Origin of the sequence: Streptomyces fuscichromogenes (assembly GCF_014645815.1) — a bacterium.
GTDB classification, from domain to species: Bacteria; Actinomycetota; Actinomycetes; order Streptomycetales; family Streptomycetaceae; genus Streptomyces; species Streptomyces fuscichromogenes.
In genome coordinates this window covers 507,422-522,358 of sequence record NZ_BMML01000007.1, presented here as the reverse complement: position 1 = coordinate 522,358, position 14,937 = coordinate 507,422, and the positions used below count along the sequence as shown (strand labels likewise).

The 14,937-nt window shown below is 71.8% G+C and carries 14 protein-coding genes; 7 read left to right on the top strand and 7 right to left on the bottom strand.

The genetic code is table 11. The annotated features are described in order from the left end of the window. The 5 genes from IEZ11_RS18680 to IEZ11_RS18660 form a co-directional block, all read right to left on the bottom strand. Nucleotides 1–1,796, bottom strand: a 1,796-nt coding sequence (locus IEZ11_RS18680; RefSeq protein WP_189263904.1) for a M1 family aminopeptidase, incomplete at its 3' end; no start/stop codon positions are given. Between the two features lie 160 nt (nt 1,797–1,956). Next, on the bottom strand, nt 1,957–2,556 hold the full coding sequence (locus tag IEZ11_RS18675) for a hypothetical protein (protein WP_189263903.1): 600 nt from the start codon (nt 2,554–2,556) through the stop codon (nt 1,957–1,959). Then, nucleotides 2,553–4,262, bottom strand: a complete 1,710-nt coding sequence (locus tag IEZ11_RS18670) for a PHP domain-containing protein (RefSeq protein WP_189263902.1) — start codon at nt 4,260–4,262, stop codon at nt 2,553–2,555. The genes IEZ11_RS18675 and IEZ11_RS18670 overlap by 4 nt, the downstream gene beginning before the upstream one ends. A gap of 222 nt (nt 4,263–4,484) precedes the next feature. After that, nucleotides 4,485–6,674 carry a catalase/peroxidase HPI gene (gene katG, locus IEZ11_RS18665; RefSeq protein ID WP_189263901.1) on the bottom strand — a complete coding sequence of 730 codons (2,190 nt, stop codon included), beginning with the start codon at nt 6,672–6,674 and terminating at the stop codon, nt 4,485–4,487. 56 nt (nt 6,675–6,730) lie between these two features. After that, nucleotides 6,731–7,168, bottom strand: a complete 438-nt coding sequence (locus IEZ11_RS18660; RefSeq protein WP_189263900.1) for a Fur family transcriptional regulator — start codon at nt 7,166–7,168, stop codon at nt 6,731–6,733. Between the two features lie 231 nt (nt 7,169–7,399). Here IEZ11_RS18660 and IEZ11_RS18655 point away from each other — a divergent pair, with 231 nt between their 5' ends. The 5 genes from IEZ11_RS18655 to IEZ11_RS18635 all read left to right on the top strand — a co-directional run bounded on the left by IEZ11_RS18655 (nt 7,400) and on the right by IEZ11_RS18635 (nt 10,890). Next, the gene (locus tag IEZ11_RS18655) at nt 7,400–7,759 is read left to right on the top strand and encodes a superantigen-like protein SSL4 (protein ID WP_189263899.1); all 360 of its coding nucleotides are present in this window, start codon (nt 7,400–7,402) and stop codon (nt 7,757–7,759) included. Further along, nucleotides 7,756–8,400, top strand: coding sequence for a class F sortase (locus tag IEZ11_RS18650; protein WP_189263898.1), 645 nt, complete (start codon nt 7,756–7,758; stop codon nt 8,398–8,400). Before IEZ11_RS18655 ends, IEZ11_RS18650 begins: the two co-directional genes overlap by 4 nt. Nucleotides 8,401–8,489: 89 nt before the next feature. Then, the gene (locus IEZ11_RS18645; protein WP_189263897.1) at nt 8,490–8,981 is read left to right on the top strand and encodes an RNA polymerase sigma factor; all 492 of its coding nucleotides are present in this window, start codon (nt 8,490–8,492) and stop codon (nt 8,979–8,981) included. Further along, nucleotides 8,965–9,462 (top strand): hypothetical protein, encoded by a 498-nt coding sequence (locus IEZ11_RS18640; protein ID WP_189263896.1) that lies wholly within the window; start codon nt 8,965–8,967, stop codon nt 9,460–9,462. The genes IEZ11_RS18645 and IEZ11_RS18640 overlap by 17 nt, the downstream gene beginning before the upstream one ends. Nucleotides 9,463–9,762: 300 nt before the next feature. Beyond that, complete coding sequence (locus IEZ11_RS18635; protein ID WP_189263895.1) at nt 9,763–10,890, top strand: acyltransferase family protein; 1,128 nt, start codon at nt 9,763–9,765, stop codon at nt 10,888–10,890. Nucleotides 10,891–11,270: 380 nt separating this feature from the next. Here the strand turns inward: IEZ11_RS18635 and IEZ11_RS18630 are convergent, their stop codons facing one another. After that, the gene (locus IEZ11_RS18630) at nt 11,271–11,972 is read right to left on the bottom strand and encodes an SDR family oxidoreductase (protein WP_189263894.1); all 702 of its coding nucleotides are present in this window, start codon (nt 11,970–11,972) and stop codon (nt 11,271–11,273) included. A 285-nt stretch (nt 11,973–12,257) separates the two neighbouring features. Between IEZ11_RS18630 and IEZ11_RS18625 the strand changes: the two genes are divergently transcribed. Both IEZ11_RS18625 and IEZ11_RS18620 read left to right on the top strand, forming a co-directional pair. Beyond that, nucleotides 12,258–13,178, top strand: coding sequence for an SGNH/GDSL hydrolase family protein (locus IEZ11_RS18625; RefSeq protein ID WP_189263893.1), 921 nt, complete (start codon nt 12,258–12,260; stop codon nt 13,176–13,178). Nucleotides 13,179–13,301: 123 nt separating this feature from the next. Then, nucleotides 13,302–13,793, top strand: coding sequence for a peptidylprolyl isomerase (locus IEZ11_RS18620; RefSeq protein WP_189263892.1), 492 nt, complete (start codon nt 13,302–13,304; stop codon nt 13,791–13,793). A 60-nt stretch (nt 13,794–13,853) separates the two neighbouring features. Here IEZ11_RS18620 and IEZ11_RS18615 read toward each other — a convergent pair whose 3' ends face one another. Continuing rightward, nucleotides 13,854–14,864, bottom strand: coding sequence for an MASE1 domain-containing protein (locus tag IEZ11_RS18615; RefSeq protein ID WP_189263891.1), 1,011 nt, complete (start codon nt 14,862–14,864; stop codon nt 13,854–13,856). Nucleotides 14,865–14,937: the final 73 nt, after the last annotated feature.

Here is a 14,937-nt window from a genome sequence, read left to right as displayed (position 1 = left end):
GTGCTGGTGGCCGCCTGGGCCGCCGCCTTGAACTCGGCGGTGGTCGAGACGCCGTACCAGTGCGAACTGGCGTAGCTCTTGAGGAGGTTGGTCATGGCCGTGTCGCCGATGAGCCGGCGCAGGTCGTGCAGGGCGCACTTGCCGTAGCCGTAGACCACGGTGGAGTAGCGGGAGGAGTGGGCGTCCCAGTAGGCCATGGAGTTGGTGATCTTCTCCGCCGACGAGGCCCAGGACACGCTGTTCCAGCAGTTGGTACCGGCCAGTCCCTGCGCCAGGTCGGTGGCGTAGTCGGTGAACGCCTCGTCCAGCCAGGGGCTGTTGTACTCGTCGTCACCGACGATGCCGTACCACCACTGGTGGCCGATCTCGTGGGTGAGCGCGGTGGTGCTGACGAGGTCGAGGACGAAGCCGGGGTACTCCATGCCGCCGAACCAGAAGTTGTTGTCGATGACCGCGTCCAGCTCGCCGTAGGGGTAGGCCCCGAAGCGTCCGGCGTGCGCGTCGACGGCCGACTTGGCGGTGGTGAGCATCGACTGGGCGCTGGAGGAGCTGATGCCCGACACCGAGTAGATGTTGATCGGGACCCCGCCGGGAGAGGTGCCGGAGATCTTGGTGAACGGCCCGGCCGCCCAGGCGAAGTCACGGACCTTGGAGGCCGTGGCGGTGGTGACGGTACGGCCGCTGGTACCCGGGGTGTCGACGGAGGTGCCGGTCGCCGGGACCAGGATGCCGGTGGGGTGGTCCAGGGTCACCTTGAAGTCGGCGGCCAGGGAGTAGAAGGACTCGCCGTTGTTGGTGTACGGGTCCAGGTGCCAGCCGGAGCCGTCCTGGACCGCGAGAACCGGCAGCGCGTTGCCGATCATGCTGAAGGAGCCGTCGTAGCCGAACCGGTCGGCGCCGCTGGGCACGGTGATGCCCAGGTCGAAGCCGACGGTGGTGCTCTGGCCCTGGGCCAGCGGGGTCGGCAGGGCGATCTCCAGCGCGGTGCAGGCCACCGAGAGGGCGCCCGCGGTGCCGCCGGTGACGTTGCTGACGGTGATCGGCGGGGCCGAGCAGGTGCCGTGGTAGTTGTCCCACAGCCTGAGGTAGATCTCGCTGAGCGCGGTCGAGGAGGCGTTGGTGAAGGTCACGCTCTCGTGGCCGGTCCAGCCGGTGCCGGTGGAGTTGCTGGTCAGGCTGACGGTGTACGACGGCGCGGCCGGGGTGCGGGTGCTGTCGCCCGGGGTGGTGGCGGCCGAGGTGTCGAGGGCGACGTCGTCCAGGACGAAGCTGGTCTGGAGGCTGGAGTCCTCGGTGCCGCTGAAGGCGACCGTCACGGTCTGCCCCGCGAACGCGGACACGTCGAACGACTTCTTCACGAACCCGGTGGCCTTGTCCAGGTTGGAGTAGGTCGCCAGCGTGGTGCTGCCGATCTTCGCCGTGAGCTTGTCGTACGCCGTGGACGAGGTCGTCTCGGCGGTGTCGACGTGCAGCCAGAAGCTGAGGGTCGCGGCGCATCCGGAGGGGATGGTGACGCTCTGCGAGAGTGTGTCGGTGTGGGTACCGCCGGTGCCGTCCAGCCAGGCGAAGCTGGAGCCGCCGTGGGCGGACTGGCCGGTACGGCTGGTGATCACGCTGGTCGAGGACTGGGTCCAGGGTGACGTGCCGCTCTCGAACCCGCCGTTGGTGACCACCTGGGCGGGGGTGCAGGCCGCCTGCTCGGCGGCCGACGCGGTACTGCCGGGGAGCAGGGCCGCGGTGAGTGCCGCGACGGCCGACGCGATGGTCACGAAGGCCTTGTGGGGGGTCGTTCTCACACGAAACTCCTTTACGCCGGCCGGGGTTCCGGCCTGCTCGGAGGCCGCCCGTCCGGCATGGGTGTGCCGGGGAGCGGCCATGGGTCACGCGCTATGAGTGGTGCGAGTCCGAAGCCTGACAGAATTGACCAGGGCATGTCACTAAGGGATTACCCGCGCGTCAGGGATGGTCCACGCAGCACGGGGTGGGGTCGGGCACCTCGAAGGGGGCCAGCAGGCCGCCCGCCGCCGGGACCAGGACGAGGACGAGGACACCGTCGCGCCACTCCGGGCGTACGTGGTCCTGGGTCAGGACCTCGGTCGCGGACGGGAGTTCGGCGGCCGGCGCGCCGAGGACGACCAGGTGCTCGATGGCGGTGCGGTCCAGCAGGTCCGCGACGGTGACGGTGCCGGTCAGGTGCGCGACGCCGGGATAGGCCACGGCCCGGCCGGAGCGGGGCGGGGCAGCGGCCGCGAGCCCGGCTGCGTCCACCATGCCGGCCGGGCCGTGGGTGCGGCCGCCCAGGACGAGACCGGCGCCCTCCGGCAGCGCCTTGAGCAGCTCCGGCCACACCGCGTCCGCGTCCGGCAGGGTCAGCGAGATCGTCGTGCCCCGGCGTTCGTCGGTGCGGTACAGGTGGGTGCAGGCGAACACGCCCTCGGTGAGCGCCAGTTCGCCGAGGACCCGGTGGACCAGGTGGTCGGCCTCGCGCAGGGTCACCGTACCGGCGTCCACCCCGATGACGGAGCGGACGCCGGACGCGTGGTGCGGGAAGGTCATGCGGGCAGGACCCACATCGGGTTGGAGTAGAACCACAGGTCCTTCCACGGGTCGGCGTCGCCGAGGACGTCGATGGCCGGGCCGGCCGGGTCCACGGCGGCACCGTTGACGCCGACCGCCGAGCGGTTGCCGTCGGTGCCGCGCAGCCGGACGTAGACCGGCTTGTCGAGGCGGCCGAGGGAGTAGGTCAGCCTGACCGCGCCGGTCGCCCTGTCGACCTCGAAGGACTTGACGACCCTGGTGGCGGGTGTGGCGAAGGTGTCCTTGTCGGAGACCGCACCGGTGACATCGCCCTGGATGACGTCGACACGGGCCAACGACGGCACGAACTGCGCCCAGTTGGGGCCGTTCGCCAGGCTGATCTCGATGACGAGGTCCACCTTGCTGCCCTTGCGGACGTGGAGCACGTCGCCCAGGGTCACCGCGCGGGAGCCGGAGCGCAGTTGGGCGTTCAGGCCGCTGATCAGGCCGCCGTGGTCCACCCAGACCCGGCCCGCGCGGATGCCGTCCATGACCGCCTGGTAGGAGAAGGAGGCGGCGCCGACGTGGGTGCGGGAGTACTGGCCGGGCCAGAAGTCGGTGTCGGTGAGGCTGACGCCGCCGCCGTAGACCGGGTCGTCGTAGCGGCCGTTGGCGTTGAAGTCGCCGTTCGGGCCGCGCACCGCGGTGTCGGCGTAGACGTTGTGGGAGTCGGAGTTGGCGGTGATCCACCAGGGCTTGCCCTCGGCGAGGAGGCTGTCCCACAGGCCGCCGACGGTGGCGGTCATCCAGTCGAACCCGCCCCAGGTGCGGTAGCTCTCCAGCGGGTACTTGGCGAAGGAGTCGGCGCTCGGGCTGTTGTCGTAGATGCCGCGGGCCGAGCCGGGCCCGTTCGGCTTGGGCAGGCCGCCCGCCTGGTGGCCGGGGGCGCCCTCGAAGCCGACCGCGATGGACGGCTGGGCGTCGCGCCAGGCGCGGATCTCGTGCGGGGAGTCGATGCCCTTGCGCGCCGGGTGGTTGGCGAGGAACAGCGCGTCCTTCACCTTGCGCCGCCGCACCTGCTCCGCAAGGAAGTCGAGGCCGGAGATGGCCAGCGCCTCGTTGGCGGGGGTGCTCGCGGAGGCGCCCTTGACCGAGCCGTCGAAGGAGTTCTCGAACTCCTTGAGGACGGCGACCTCGTTCTTGCCGGGGTGCACGAAGACGGTGCCGTGCTCGGCGGCCGGGATGTTCCACTCCAGGCCCTGGAAGACCAGCGTGTCGTCGATCTGGTCACGGGCGGCGACGATGTCCGGGTTGACCTTCTCCACACCGATCCTGGCGTGGGTCTCGCTGCCGTGGTCGGTGATGACCATCCAGTCCAGGCCGTGTGCGTTGGCCTGCCGGACGTGGTCGATGACCCGGTACTTGGCGTCGGAGCTGTGCTGGGTGTGGATGTGGTGGTCGCCGGCCAGCCACAGGTAGCCGCCGGAACGGCCGCCCTGGGAGTGCGAGGAGGAGACCGCGGCGGCGGCCTGGCCCGCACCGGCGAGGACACTGCCCGCCGCGAGACCGGCGCCGAGCAGGCCGGTGCGGCGCAGCATCGAGCGGCGGGAGAGCTGACCGGGCGTCAGCTCCGTGTCGGGTACGGAGAGATCGAGGGCGGGCGGCAGCGACGCGGAGGCGTCACCGTCCCCGTGAGGGTGGTGATGGTGAGGGTGACCGTGGTCGTGGCTGTGACCGTGGCTCATGTTCGGAACTCCCGCGGGCGGCCGGTACCGGGGTGACTCAGGACGTGCAGAGTCTGCGAAGGCCGCGTGAACAACCGGAGTCGAGGTCATGGTGGGGTAAAGAACGACTCATGTGCAGCGCGCTACGCACGTGCCCCGGTGGGGAGTTGACCAAGGAGCCGCAAAGACGGCAATGCCCGGACCGGCTCGCGGGGAGCCGGTCCGGGCATCGGGCCCGGTCGGTCAGACCAGGTCGAAGCGGTCCGCGTCGGCGACCTTCGTCCAGGCGGCGACGAAGTCCTTCACGAACTTCTCCTTGGCGTCGTCGCTCGCGTAGACCTCGGCGACGGCACGCAGCTCGGAGTTGGAGCCGAAGACCAGGTCGGCACGGGTGCCGGTCCACTTGACGGCGCCGCTCGCGTCACGGCCCTCGAAGGTGGACTGGTCCTCCGAGGTCGACTTCCACTCCGTGCCCATGTCGAGCAGGTTGGCGAAGAAGTCGTTGGTCAGCACGCCCGGCGTCTCGGTGAGGACACCGTGCTTCGAGCCGCCCTGGTTGGCACCGAGCACCCGCAGACCGCCGACGAGCACGGTCAGCTCGGGGGCGCTCAGGCCGAGCAGGTTGGCGCGGTCCAGCAGCAGGTACTCGGCGGGCAGACGGTTGCCCTTGCCGAGGTAGTTGCGGAAGCCGTCCGAGGTCGGCTCCAGGGCCGCGAAGGACTCGGCGTCCGTGTGCTCGTCGGTCGCGTCGACCCGGCCCGGGGTGAAGGGCACCTCGATCTCGACACCGCCGTCCTTGGCGGCCTTCTCCACCGCGGCCGCGCCGCCCAGGACGATCAGGTCGGCCAGGGAGACCTTCTTGGCGCCGGTGTTGAAGTCGCGCTGGACGCCCTCCAGGACGCGCAGTACCTGGGCGAGCTCGTCGGGGTTGTTGACCTCCCAGCCGCGCTGCGGCTCCAGGCGGATGCGGGCACCGTTGGCACCGCCGCGCTTGTCGCTGCCGCGGAACGTCGAGGCCGACGCCCAGGCGGTGGAGACCAGCTGGGAGACCGTCAGGCCGGAGTCGAGGAGCTTGGCCTTCAGGGCCGCCACGTCGGCCGCGTCGATGGCCTCGCCCTCGGCCTGCGGCAGCGGGTCCTGCCAGATCAGCGTCTCCGCCGGGACCTCCGGGCCGAGGTACAGGGACTTGGGGCCCATGTCACGGTGGGTCAGCTTGAACCAGGCGCGGGCGAAGGCGTCCGCGAACTGCTCGGGGTTCTCGTGGAAGCGGCGCGAGATCGGCTCGTAGATCGGGTCGAAGCGCAGCGACAGGTCGGTGGTGAGCATCGTCGGGAGCTTCTTCTTCGACGCGTCGTGCGCGTCGGGGATGATCGCCTCGGCGTCCTTGGCCACCCACTGGTTGGCCCCGGCGGGGCTCTGGGTCAGCTCCCACTCGTAGCCGAAGAGGATGCCGAAGAAGTCGTTGCTCCACTGGGTGGGCTTGGTGGTCCAGGTGACCTCCAGACCACTGGTGATCGCGTCGCCGCCCTTGCCGGTGCCGTAGGTGCTCTTCCAGCCCAGGCCCTGCTGCTCGATCGGCGCGCCCTCGGGCTCGGCGCCCACGTTCTCCGCGGGACCGGCGCCGTGTGTCTTGCCGAAGGTGTGGCCGCCGGCGATCAGCGCGACGGTCTCCTCGTCGTTCATCGCCATCCGGCGGAACGTCTCACGGATGTCGCGGGCCGCGGCGATCGGGTCCGGGTTGCCGTTGGGGCCCTCCGGGTTGACGTAGATCAGACCCATCTGGACGGCGCCCAGCGGGTTCTCCAGGTCACGGTCGCCGGTGTAGCGCTGGTCGTCGAGCCAGACCTTCTCGGGACCCCAGTAGACGTCGTCCTCCGGCTCCCAGACGTCCGCGCGGCCGCCGCCGAAGCCGAAGGTCTCGAAGCCCATCGACTCCAGGGCCACGTTGCCGGTGAGGATCATCAGGTCGGCCCAGGAGATGGCCTGGCCGTACTTCTTCTTGACCGGCCACAGCAGACGGCGCGCCTTGTCCAGGTTGCCGTTGTCCGGCCAGCTGTTGAGCGGGGCGAAGCGCTGCTGGCCGGCGCCGGCGCCGCCGCGGCCGTCGGAGATGCGGTAGGTGCCCGCGCTGTGCCAGGCCATGCGGATCATCAGCGGGCCGTAGTTGCCGAAGTCGGCCGGCCACCAGTCCTGCGAGGTGGTGAGGACCTCCGCGATGTCACGTTTCACGGCGGCGAGGTCGAGGTTCTGGAACGCCTCGGCGTAGTCGAAACCCTCGCCGAGCGGGTTGGCGACGGCGGGGTTCTTGGCAAGGATCTTCAGGTTGAGCCCCTCGGGCCACCACTGGCGGTTGCCGCCGCCCTGGGTGGGGTGCGGGGCGCGGTCATGTGCGACCGGGCACTGGCCCGCGGCGTTCTCCTGGGTCTCAGACATGGGGGAAATCCTTCCGGAATGGGCGGATCAACGTACTCAGGAACAACTGGACGTCATCAGGAACTACTGACGGTGGAGCAGGCGGGGCACACGCCCCAGTAGATGACCTCGGCCTCGTCGATCGCGAAGCCGTGGCCGTCCGAAGCGGTCAGGCAGGGGGCGTCGCCGACCGCGCAGTCGACGTCGGCGACGGCACCGCACGACCGGCACAGGACGTGGTGGTGGTTGTCGCCGACGCGCCCCTCGAACCGGGCCGGGCTGCCGGCCGGTTCGATACGGCGTATGAGTCCCGCCGTGGTGAGCGCGTGCAGCGCGTCGTACACGGCTTGAAGCGATATGTGGCCCACCCGCTCGCGGACGCCCGAGGCGATCCCCTCGACGTCGAGGTGGTCGCCGTGGCGGACGGTCTCCAGCAGCGCGACGCGGGCGGCCGTCACCCGCAGGCCGGCACCGCGCAGCTCGGCGGCGGTCGTCGGGGGCTGGGATGCGGTCATGACGCCAACCTATCCCGATAAACACGAGTGATTCAAGAAAACAAACCACTCAAGTCTGGTGGCGAATCAGCCAACATCCGCCCCACCCGTCCCCCGGGCCGTCCGCCTCCGCCCTCCGCCGCGCGGCTTTGCCGACTCTTTACAACCTGCCGCGGCGCCGGGTCGTCTCTCCGCTCGATCCGTTACCCAGCCCGCACCGACCACCGCGGGCCGACGAAAGAGAGCGTCCTCATGCGCCGAACCGTCCTGAGCGCCACGGCCCTCGCCTGCACCGCCGTACTGGCCGGCACCGTGCCCGCGTTCGCCGACGGCACCACCCCCAGCCCGGTGCCGTCCACCACCCGCTCCGCGGAACCCTCCGCCGTCCCGTCCGAGGCGCCGTCCGCCGAGCCCACCCGGGCCGCGAGCCCTGTGCCGACCCGGGACTCGCGCCAGGTCGCCGCGGTGCCGGCGGGCGCACCCGACACCGGAGTCGCGGAGCCCTCCTCGGACTCCGGCACCGAGGGCGCGCTGATCGGCGGAGGCGCGGCGGCCGTGCTCGCCGCGGGCATGGCGGTGTACGCCGTCCGCCGCCGGGCGACCAGGGCATGACCCCGCTCTCCAGGCGCGCCTTCGTCACCGCCGCGACGGGCTCCCTGCTGGCGGGCTGCGCGGGCCGGGCACCGGAGCGGACGGCCCCGGCCGCCCACCGGCGGGCGGCGCCCTCACCGTCCTCGCCCTCGTCCCGGTCCACGGCCGCCTCCGGTACGCCCATCGCGCTCGGGCGTTCCGTGCCGGTACGGCTGCGCATCCCGGCGATCGGCGTCGACACCCCGCTGCTGCGGCTGGGGCTCGCGGCCGACGGCACGGTGCAGGTGCCGCCCGTCACCGCGCACGACCGGGCGGGCTGGTACCGCTACTCCCCCGCCCCGGGGCAGACCGGTCCTTCGGTGATCCTCGGCCATGTCACGGTCGGCGCCTACGGCGACGGGGTGTTCCGCCGGCTCGCTGAGCTGCGCCGGGGGGAGCAGGCCGTGGCACGCCTGGAGAACGGCCGGTCGGCGGTGTTCACCGTCGACGAGGTGCGTACGGTCGCCAAGGCCGCGTTCCCGACCCAGGACGTGTACGGGGACGTGGACCGCCCGGAGCTGCGGCTGATCACCTGCGGCGGCCCGCGCGGCGGCGACGGCTACCTCGACAACGTGATCGTCTTCGCCTCGCTGACCGGGACGACGACCGGCACGACACCCTGAGCCGTCAGAACGGATGCGGGACCGGCGCAACGTACGCCACCGGTCCCGCATCCTCTCCGACGAGCGCCCCCCTTCGACCCTGGAGAACGTTGAAACGGTCCCGTGACACGGCGGCCTCCGAGCTCTTCGCCGCCCTGTACCCGCGCCTGGCCGGCTGGTGCCGCCGTCTGGTCGACGACGACGAGACGGCGCACGAGATCGCCTCGGAGGCGTTCACCCGGCTGTGGGCCCGGTGGACGTCGGTGGACGAGCCGCGCGGCTTCCTCTACGTCACCGCGGCCAATCTCGTCCGGGACCACTGGCGCAAGCTGGAGCGCGAGCGCCGTGCGGTGCGCCGCGCGGGCTCGGAGGCCGCGATCCGCCCGCACACCGAGCCGGCGGATCCCTCGGTACGGCTGCTGGTGCAGTCGCTGCCCGAGCGGCTGCGGGTGCCGATCCTGCTGCACTACTACGCTGACATGCCGATCCGGGAGGTGTCGGAGCTGACCGGGCGCAAGGAGGGAACCGTCAAGGCCGATCTGCACGCGGCCCGAGAACTGCTCCGTGGCCATCTGAGGAGAAGCCTTGACCACACGCTTTGACGACGAGCCGGAGTTCGACGGCCCCGACGATCCCCTCGCGGTCATCCTGCGGCCGCCGGCCGCCCACCTCGGTGCGCCGCCGGGCCGCTATGAGGAGATCCGCCGGGCCGCGAGCCGCCGCCGGTTCGTCCGCACGGCGGCCGGAACCGGGTTGACCTGCGCCGTCGCCGCCTGTGTCGCCCTCTCGCTGCATCTGACCGGGCCCTCGGCACCGGCGTCCCCCCGGCTCCCGCTCGCACCGCCGGCCGTCAGCCCGACGGCCCCGCGACACCCCTCGACGTCACCCGCACCGGCCGACCCCAGCCCGAGCCCGAGCGTCGCGCCGACCCGGGGCGGGAGCGCCCGGGAACCCACGCCGGGGACACCGACCCGGAGCACCACCCAGGCGCCCTCCCCGGCACGGTCGGCGTACCCGTCCACGCTCCGCGGCGCGTCGCCCGAGAGCGAGCCGAGCGCCGTCGCCACGTCGGCCCGCTCGTAACGACGTCAACCCGCCGACGGGCGGGTCACACGTTCGTGCCCCTGGGTTTCGGCGCGCCGCGCACGGCCCGACAGCACAGGCCACGGCGGCGACCCGGGCCGCGCGGCGCCCGCCGAGGGCCACCGGGCGCGTCGGCCCTCCGGGTAGGGTCGCACCCGCCCGTCCGGCCCCCGCGGCCCGTATGGCCGAGCCCTTCCCTCGGCATTGGTGTGATGTTTGGTCCGGGGCCGGAATGAAAAGTGCGGAACGGGCAACGCTCCGTTTCATGCTCCACGCCCGAACCCTCCGGCAGGTGACTCGATGACGACGGCGACCCAGGCCCCTCCGACCGCTCCGGCCGCCGCGCCACCCGCCCGCCCCCTGCCGTCCGCCCCCGCCCCTGCGCTGCCGTCCCTGACCGGACTGAGATGGATGGCCGCGCTGCTGGTCTTCGGGCTGCACGTGCACAACTTCCGTTATTTCGGCGGCACCGGCGGCCGCCTGGTGACCTGGGGGTTCCAGGCCGGCGCCTCGGGGGTGTCGTTCTTCTTCGTCCTCTCCGGGTTCGTGCTGATGTGGTCCGCGCGGCCGGGCGACCGGGCGACGCGCTTCTGGTGGCGGCGCGTCGCCCGGGTCTACCCGGTGCACCTGGTCACCGTCGCCGTCGCGCTGGTCATGGTGGGCACGCTGCCCCGCCAGCCGCGGCCGACCTTGCCGCAGGGCCTGGCCGACGTCCTCCTGGTGCACTCCTGGTGGCGGCCGTGGTGGCAGACGCTGGACCCGGTCAGCTGGTCGCTGGCCTGCGAGGCCTTCTTCTACGCCGCGTTCCCGCTGCTGGCACTGCTGCTGCGGCGCCTGGGCGGGCGGGGCGCCACGGCGCTGGCCGCGCTGGCCGTGCTGACGGTGCTGGCCCTGGCCTGGACGGACGCGCACCACTGGTGGGCGCAGCCGATCAGCTCCTTCCCGGCCGCCCGGCTGCCGGAGTTCGTCCTGGGCGCGGCCACCGCGCGGCTGGTGCTGCTCGGCCGGTGGCGCGGCCCGGGGCTGGAGGCCTCGCTGGCGCTGGCGGTGATCGGCTACTTCCTGGTTCCGCAGGTCACCTCCGAGTACGCGGCCACCGCCTGCACCATCACGGGCTTCGCGCTGCTCATCCCGGCGGCGGCCGTCGCCGACCTGCACGGCCTGCCCTCACTGTGGCGGCGCCGGTGGCTGGTCCGCCTCGGCGAGCTGTCGTTCGCGTTCTACATGGTCCATCTGCTGGTGCTGCGGGCGGGCACCCACCTCCTCGGCACCCGCCCGCGTTTCGGCCTGCTCACCGGTGGGGCGGTCGCCGCCGCCGCGTTCACCCTGTCGTTGGGCCTGTCCTGGCTCCTGTACGAGGGCGTGGAGCGGCCCGCACGACGGCTGTTGCTACGGCGCCCGGCACGGCGGCGGACGGCCCGGACCTGACCGGCTACCGGGCGTACCGGCCCGCGCCGCCCAGGGAGATCACCAGCAGGTCGTGCATCCTGATGCCCGGACCGGTCGGCACCTGGAAGCCGTTGGACCGCACGATCGTGGGATCGGCCGTGTAGGTGCATTGACCTGCTCCTCGGGCTGAGGCCCGAGGACGCTGGCCTTCTCGACCCGTTGCCGTGCCGCTGCGCGGCACGGTTTTCGGTCGGGAGTCCGTGGCTTCCTGTTTCCTCGCGCTGTGCCGGGATCACTCCCGGCCCTACCGGCGCTCCGCAGGCCGACACCGCCAGTCCGGCGGCCGTCTTCACATTGATCGCGGATTCTCCACGATCGCCCCTGCGCGGACCGAAGCCGAAGGGGCCGCGGCACCCGGGTCACCCGGCGAGCTGCTGGTACATGGCGGCCAGGTCGCCCGACAGGGCGCCCTTGGCCCAGCGGGTGAGGTCGTCGGCGAGCACCTCGTGGGCGCCCGACTCGACGCCGTCGAGGGCGGCCGCGGCGATGTCCTCGGCCTTCGCCTTGGGACCGTCGACATGGGCCGTCATGTCGGTGTCGACGTAGCCCATGTGCAGGCCGGTGACGCCGATGCCGCGCGGCTGGAGGGCCAGGCGCAGGCTGTTGGTCTGGGACCACAGGGCGGCCTTGGAGGCGCTGTAGGCACCGCCTTCGGCGAGCCAGGACAGCACCGAGTGCACGTTCAGGACATGGCCGCCGCCGTTGCGCTCGATGACCGGGACGAAGGCACGGGTGAGCAGCAGCGGGCCGTAGAAGTTGACCTCGAACTCGCGGTGGATGTCGTCCAGCGAGGAGGTCAGGAAGCGGGTTCCGGTGGCGACCCCGGCGTTGTTGACCAGGACGGTCACGTCCTGCGCCCGCTCGGCGACCGCGGCCACCGAGTCGGGGTCGGTCACTTCCAGAGCCAGCGCCACGGCGTCGGGATGGGTGACGGTGCGCGGGTCGCGGGCGGTGGCGTACACCTTGCCGGCGCCGCGCGCGTACAACTCTTCCACCAGCGCCTTTCCGACGCCTCGGCTGCCGCCGGTGACGAGGACGACGGAGTCCTTGATCGCGGTCATGACACTCACGCTCCAGATGCGCACGAAGATTGGAAACCGATCGGTTTCCATCGGTCGCCGCCCATCGTAAACCGATCGGTTTCCCACTTCAATCGCAGGGTGCGGCACCCGGCCGCCGGCCGGACCGGATGCCCTTACGGGCAGGGCGGGTTACTCGATCCAGTTCCTTGCGTCCGACCTCTGGCTACGGACTCCTACCGGGCGGTATACAGACCCCCGACACACGCGTGCGGGCCGCCCGTCGGGACCGGTTCCGTACGCGTCCTGGTTCCAGGGGGGAACTCCATGGCGTACGGCACCCCGTCCGACGGTTCGGCGCGACGGCACCGGCGGAAGGCCACCGTGGCGGCGGCGCTGGGCGGCTGCGCCCTGGTGGCCGCGTCCACGACACCGGCGGCGGCACACGGCGGCGGCCACGGCTCCGGCCACGACCGCGGCACCAGTTATGTGGCGCTCGGCGACTCCTACACCTCGGGCCCGGTCATCCCGACGCAGGTCGACGCGAACTGCGCCCGCTCCGACCACAACTACCCGTCACTGGTGGCGGCGGCCCGGCACGTGAGCGCGTTCAAGGACGTGAGCTGTTCCGGCGCGACGACCGTGGAGATGTGGAAGGCGCAGGGCACCAACGGCCCCCAGCTGGACGCCGTCCAGCGGGACACCGACCTGGTGACGCTCCAGATCGGCGGCAACGACGTGGGCTTCAGCTCCATCATCGGCACCTGCGTGGCCCTCAGCTCCAGGGATCTGACGGGCAACCCCTGCCAGCAGTACTACAACGCCTCCGGCACCGACCAGCTGACGCTCGCCATCGCGCAGACCGCGCCCAAGGTCGACAAGGTGCTGCGGGCGATCCACGCCCGCGCCCCGCACGCCCGGGTCCTGGTCGTCGGCTACCCCGACCTGCTGCCCGACGACGGCAGCGGCTGCTACCCGACCGTGCCGTTCGCCGCCAAGGACTTCCCCTACCTCCGCGACACCGGGAAGCGGCTGAACCTCATGCTGCGCATGGTCGCCGCCTGGAACGGCGCCCGGTACGTGGACACCTACGGCCCGACCGTCGGCCACGACATGTGCAAGGCCCCCGCCGACCGCTGGATCGAGCCCCTCCAGCCGACCTCCCCGGCCGCCCCGGCCCACCCCAACGCCAAGGGCGAGGCGGCGATGGCCCAGGCCGTGCTGAACCGGCTGGAGCGGCGCCACTAGGCGTGCGCGACGGGCCGGGAGTCCACGGCCCGTCGCGTCCCGGTGTTCCGGGTATTGCGTCAGCGCGTCCCGACACTGCGGGCCGTGCGGCCCGGTGGGACGGTTCGCGATAGGTTGACCTGCATGAGCGACAACGTTTACTTCGACATTTCGATCAACGACCAGCCGGCCGGCCGGATCGTGTTCACCCTGTTCGACAAGGTGGTGCCCGACACCGCCCGCAACTTCCGTGAGCTCGCCACGGGCCAGCACGGTTTCGGATACGCCGGTTCCGGCTTCCACCGGATCATCCCCCAGTTCATGCTCCAGGGCGGCGACTTCACCCGCGGTGACGGCACCGGCGGCAAGAGCATCTACGGCGAGAAGTTCAAGGACGAGAACTTCGAGCTCAAGCACGACCGCCCGTACCTGCTGAGCATGGCCAACGCGGGCAAGAACACCAACGGCTCGCAGTTCTTCGTCACCACCGTCGTGACGTCCTGGCTGGACGGCAAGCACGTGGTCTTCGGCGAGGTCGTCGAGGGTCAGGACATCGTCGACAAGATCGAGGGCTACGGCTCCCAGAGCGGCAACCCCAAGGCCAAGGTCCAGATCACGGCGAGCGGCACCGTCTGAGTTCGGACCGGCTTTCTTCCACGGGGGACCGGGCGGCCGCCCGGTCCCCCGTGGCGTCGGTCACCGGGTGCCGCGCTCGCGCGGCGGTTCCGCCGCCCCCGGCGGGGCCCGCCCGGCCGGGGAGTCGTGCGCGGTGAGGTGCTCCAGGGCCTCGGCCAGCTCCTCGCAGGCCTCCTCGACGGAGAGCCGGGTGTGGTACTGCTCGGTGATCACCGCCGACAGCAGCAGTGCGGTCAGCGCCAGCGAGCCGTTGAACAACTGGAGCTTCACCATCACCTCGACGGGCGACAGCCGGGTGAACGCGCCGATGCCCTCCGTCGCGGCGACCGTGGCCGTCACGGACGCGAACAGCGCGCACAGCATGCTCCCCGCCAGCCGGAACCGCAGCGCGGCCCAGATCAGCAGCGGGTAGACGAGGAACAGCGCGCTCAGGGAACTGTGCGTGGCCAGCGGGACCAGGACGGCCGCGACGGCGACGAGGGCCAGGACCTCCTTCCAGCGGGACAGCGACGGCAGCCTGCGGGCTTCGAACAGCACCAGCAGGACCGGGGTGATGATCAGCACGCCCATCGCGTCGCCGACCCACCATGCCAGCCAGGTCGGCCAGAAGTGGGTCGGGTCGAGCTTGCCCGCGAGCATCAGGCTGACCACGCCGACGGTGGAGCTGACCAGCATGGCGCCGAACGCTCCGAGGAACACCAGGGCGAGGCCGTCCCGCAGCCGGCTCAGGTCGGTGCGGAAGCCGACCCGGCGCAGCGTCAGGTAGGCGCAGACCGGCCCGGCCGTCTGGCCGACGAGGATGCCCACGGCGTCGGGGCCGGGACTGCCGACCGACAGCACGAGGAAGAACGCGCCGAGCGTGATGCCCGGCCAGCAGCCCAGGCCGAGGACCAGCAGACAGGCCAGCGCCACGCCGGTCGACGGGTAGACGGGGGTGAAGACGGCGCCCTCGACGGTCAGCCGGCACAGCAGGCCGAGCCGTCCTGCCGCGTAGTAGCAGGTGGCGACGGCCAGCGTCCGGAGGGCGAAGACGACCGGGCGCAGCTCCTGGTTTCCCACCACACCAGCCATCAGACACCGGGGCGGCCGGGTCGGCGAGGCGGGAGCCGCCCGCGGCCGGCCCGCGGACCGGTGCCGGTGTCTC

Bases quoted from the DNA above. Each gene is read 5' to 3' on its own strand.
- IEZ11_RS18675 (WP_189263903.1), bottom strand. From the start codon at position 2,556: ATGACCTTCCCGCACCACGCGTCCGGCGTCCGCTCCGTCATCGGGGTG.
- IEZ11_RS18670 (WP_189263902.1), bottom strand. From the start codon at position 4,262: ATGAGCCACGGTCACAGCCACGACCACGGTCACCCTCACCATCACCAC.
- katG (WP_189263901.1), bottom strand. From the start codon at position 6,674: ATGTCTGAGACCCAGGAGAACGCCGCGGGCCAGTGCCCGGTCGCACAT.
- IEZ11_RS18660 (WP_189263900.1), bottom strand. From the start codon at position 7,168: ATGACCGCATCCCAGCCCCCGACGACCGCCGCCGAGCTGCGCGGTGCC.
- IEZ11_RS18655 (WP_189263899.1), top strand. From the start codon at position 7,400: ATGCGCCGAACCGTCCTGAGCGCCACGGCCCTCGCCTGCACCGCCGTA.
- IEZ11_RS18650 (WP_189263898.1), top strand. From the start codon at position 7,756: ATGACCCCGCTCTCCAGGCGCGCCTTCGTCACCGCCGCGACGGGCTCC.
- IEZ11_RS18635 (WP_189263895.1), top strand. From the start codon at position 9,763: ATGACGACGGCGACCCAGGCCCCTCCGACCGCTCCGGCCGCCGCGCCA.
- IEZ11_RS18630 (WP_189263894.1), bottom strand. From the start codon at position 11,972: ATGACCGCGATCAAGGACTCCGTCGTCCTCGTCACCGGCGGCAGCCGA.
- IEZ11_RS18625 (WP_189263893.1), top strand. From the start codon at position 12,258: ATGGCGTACGGCACCCCGTCCGACGGTTCGGCGCGACGGCACCGGCGG.
- IEZ11_RS18620 (WP_189263892.1), top strand. From the start codon at position 13,302: ATGAGCGACAACGTTTACTTCGACATTTCGATCAACGACCAGCCGGCC.
- IEZ11_RS18615 (WP_189263891.1), bottom strand. From the start codon at position 14,864: ATGGCTGGTGTGGTGGGAAACCAGGAGCTGCGCCCGGTCGTCTTCGCC.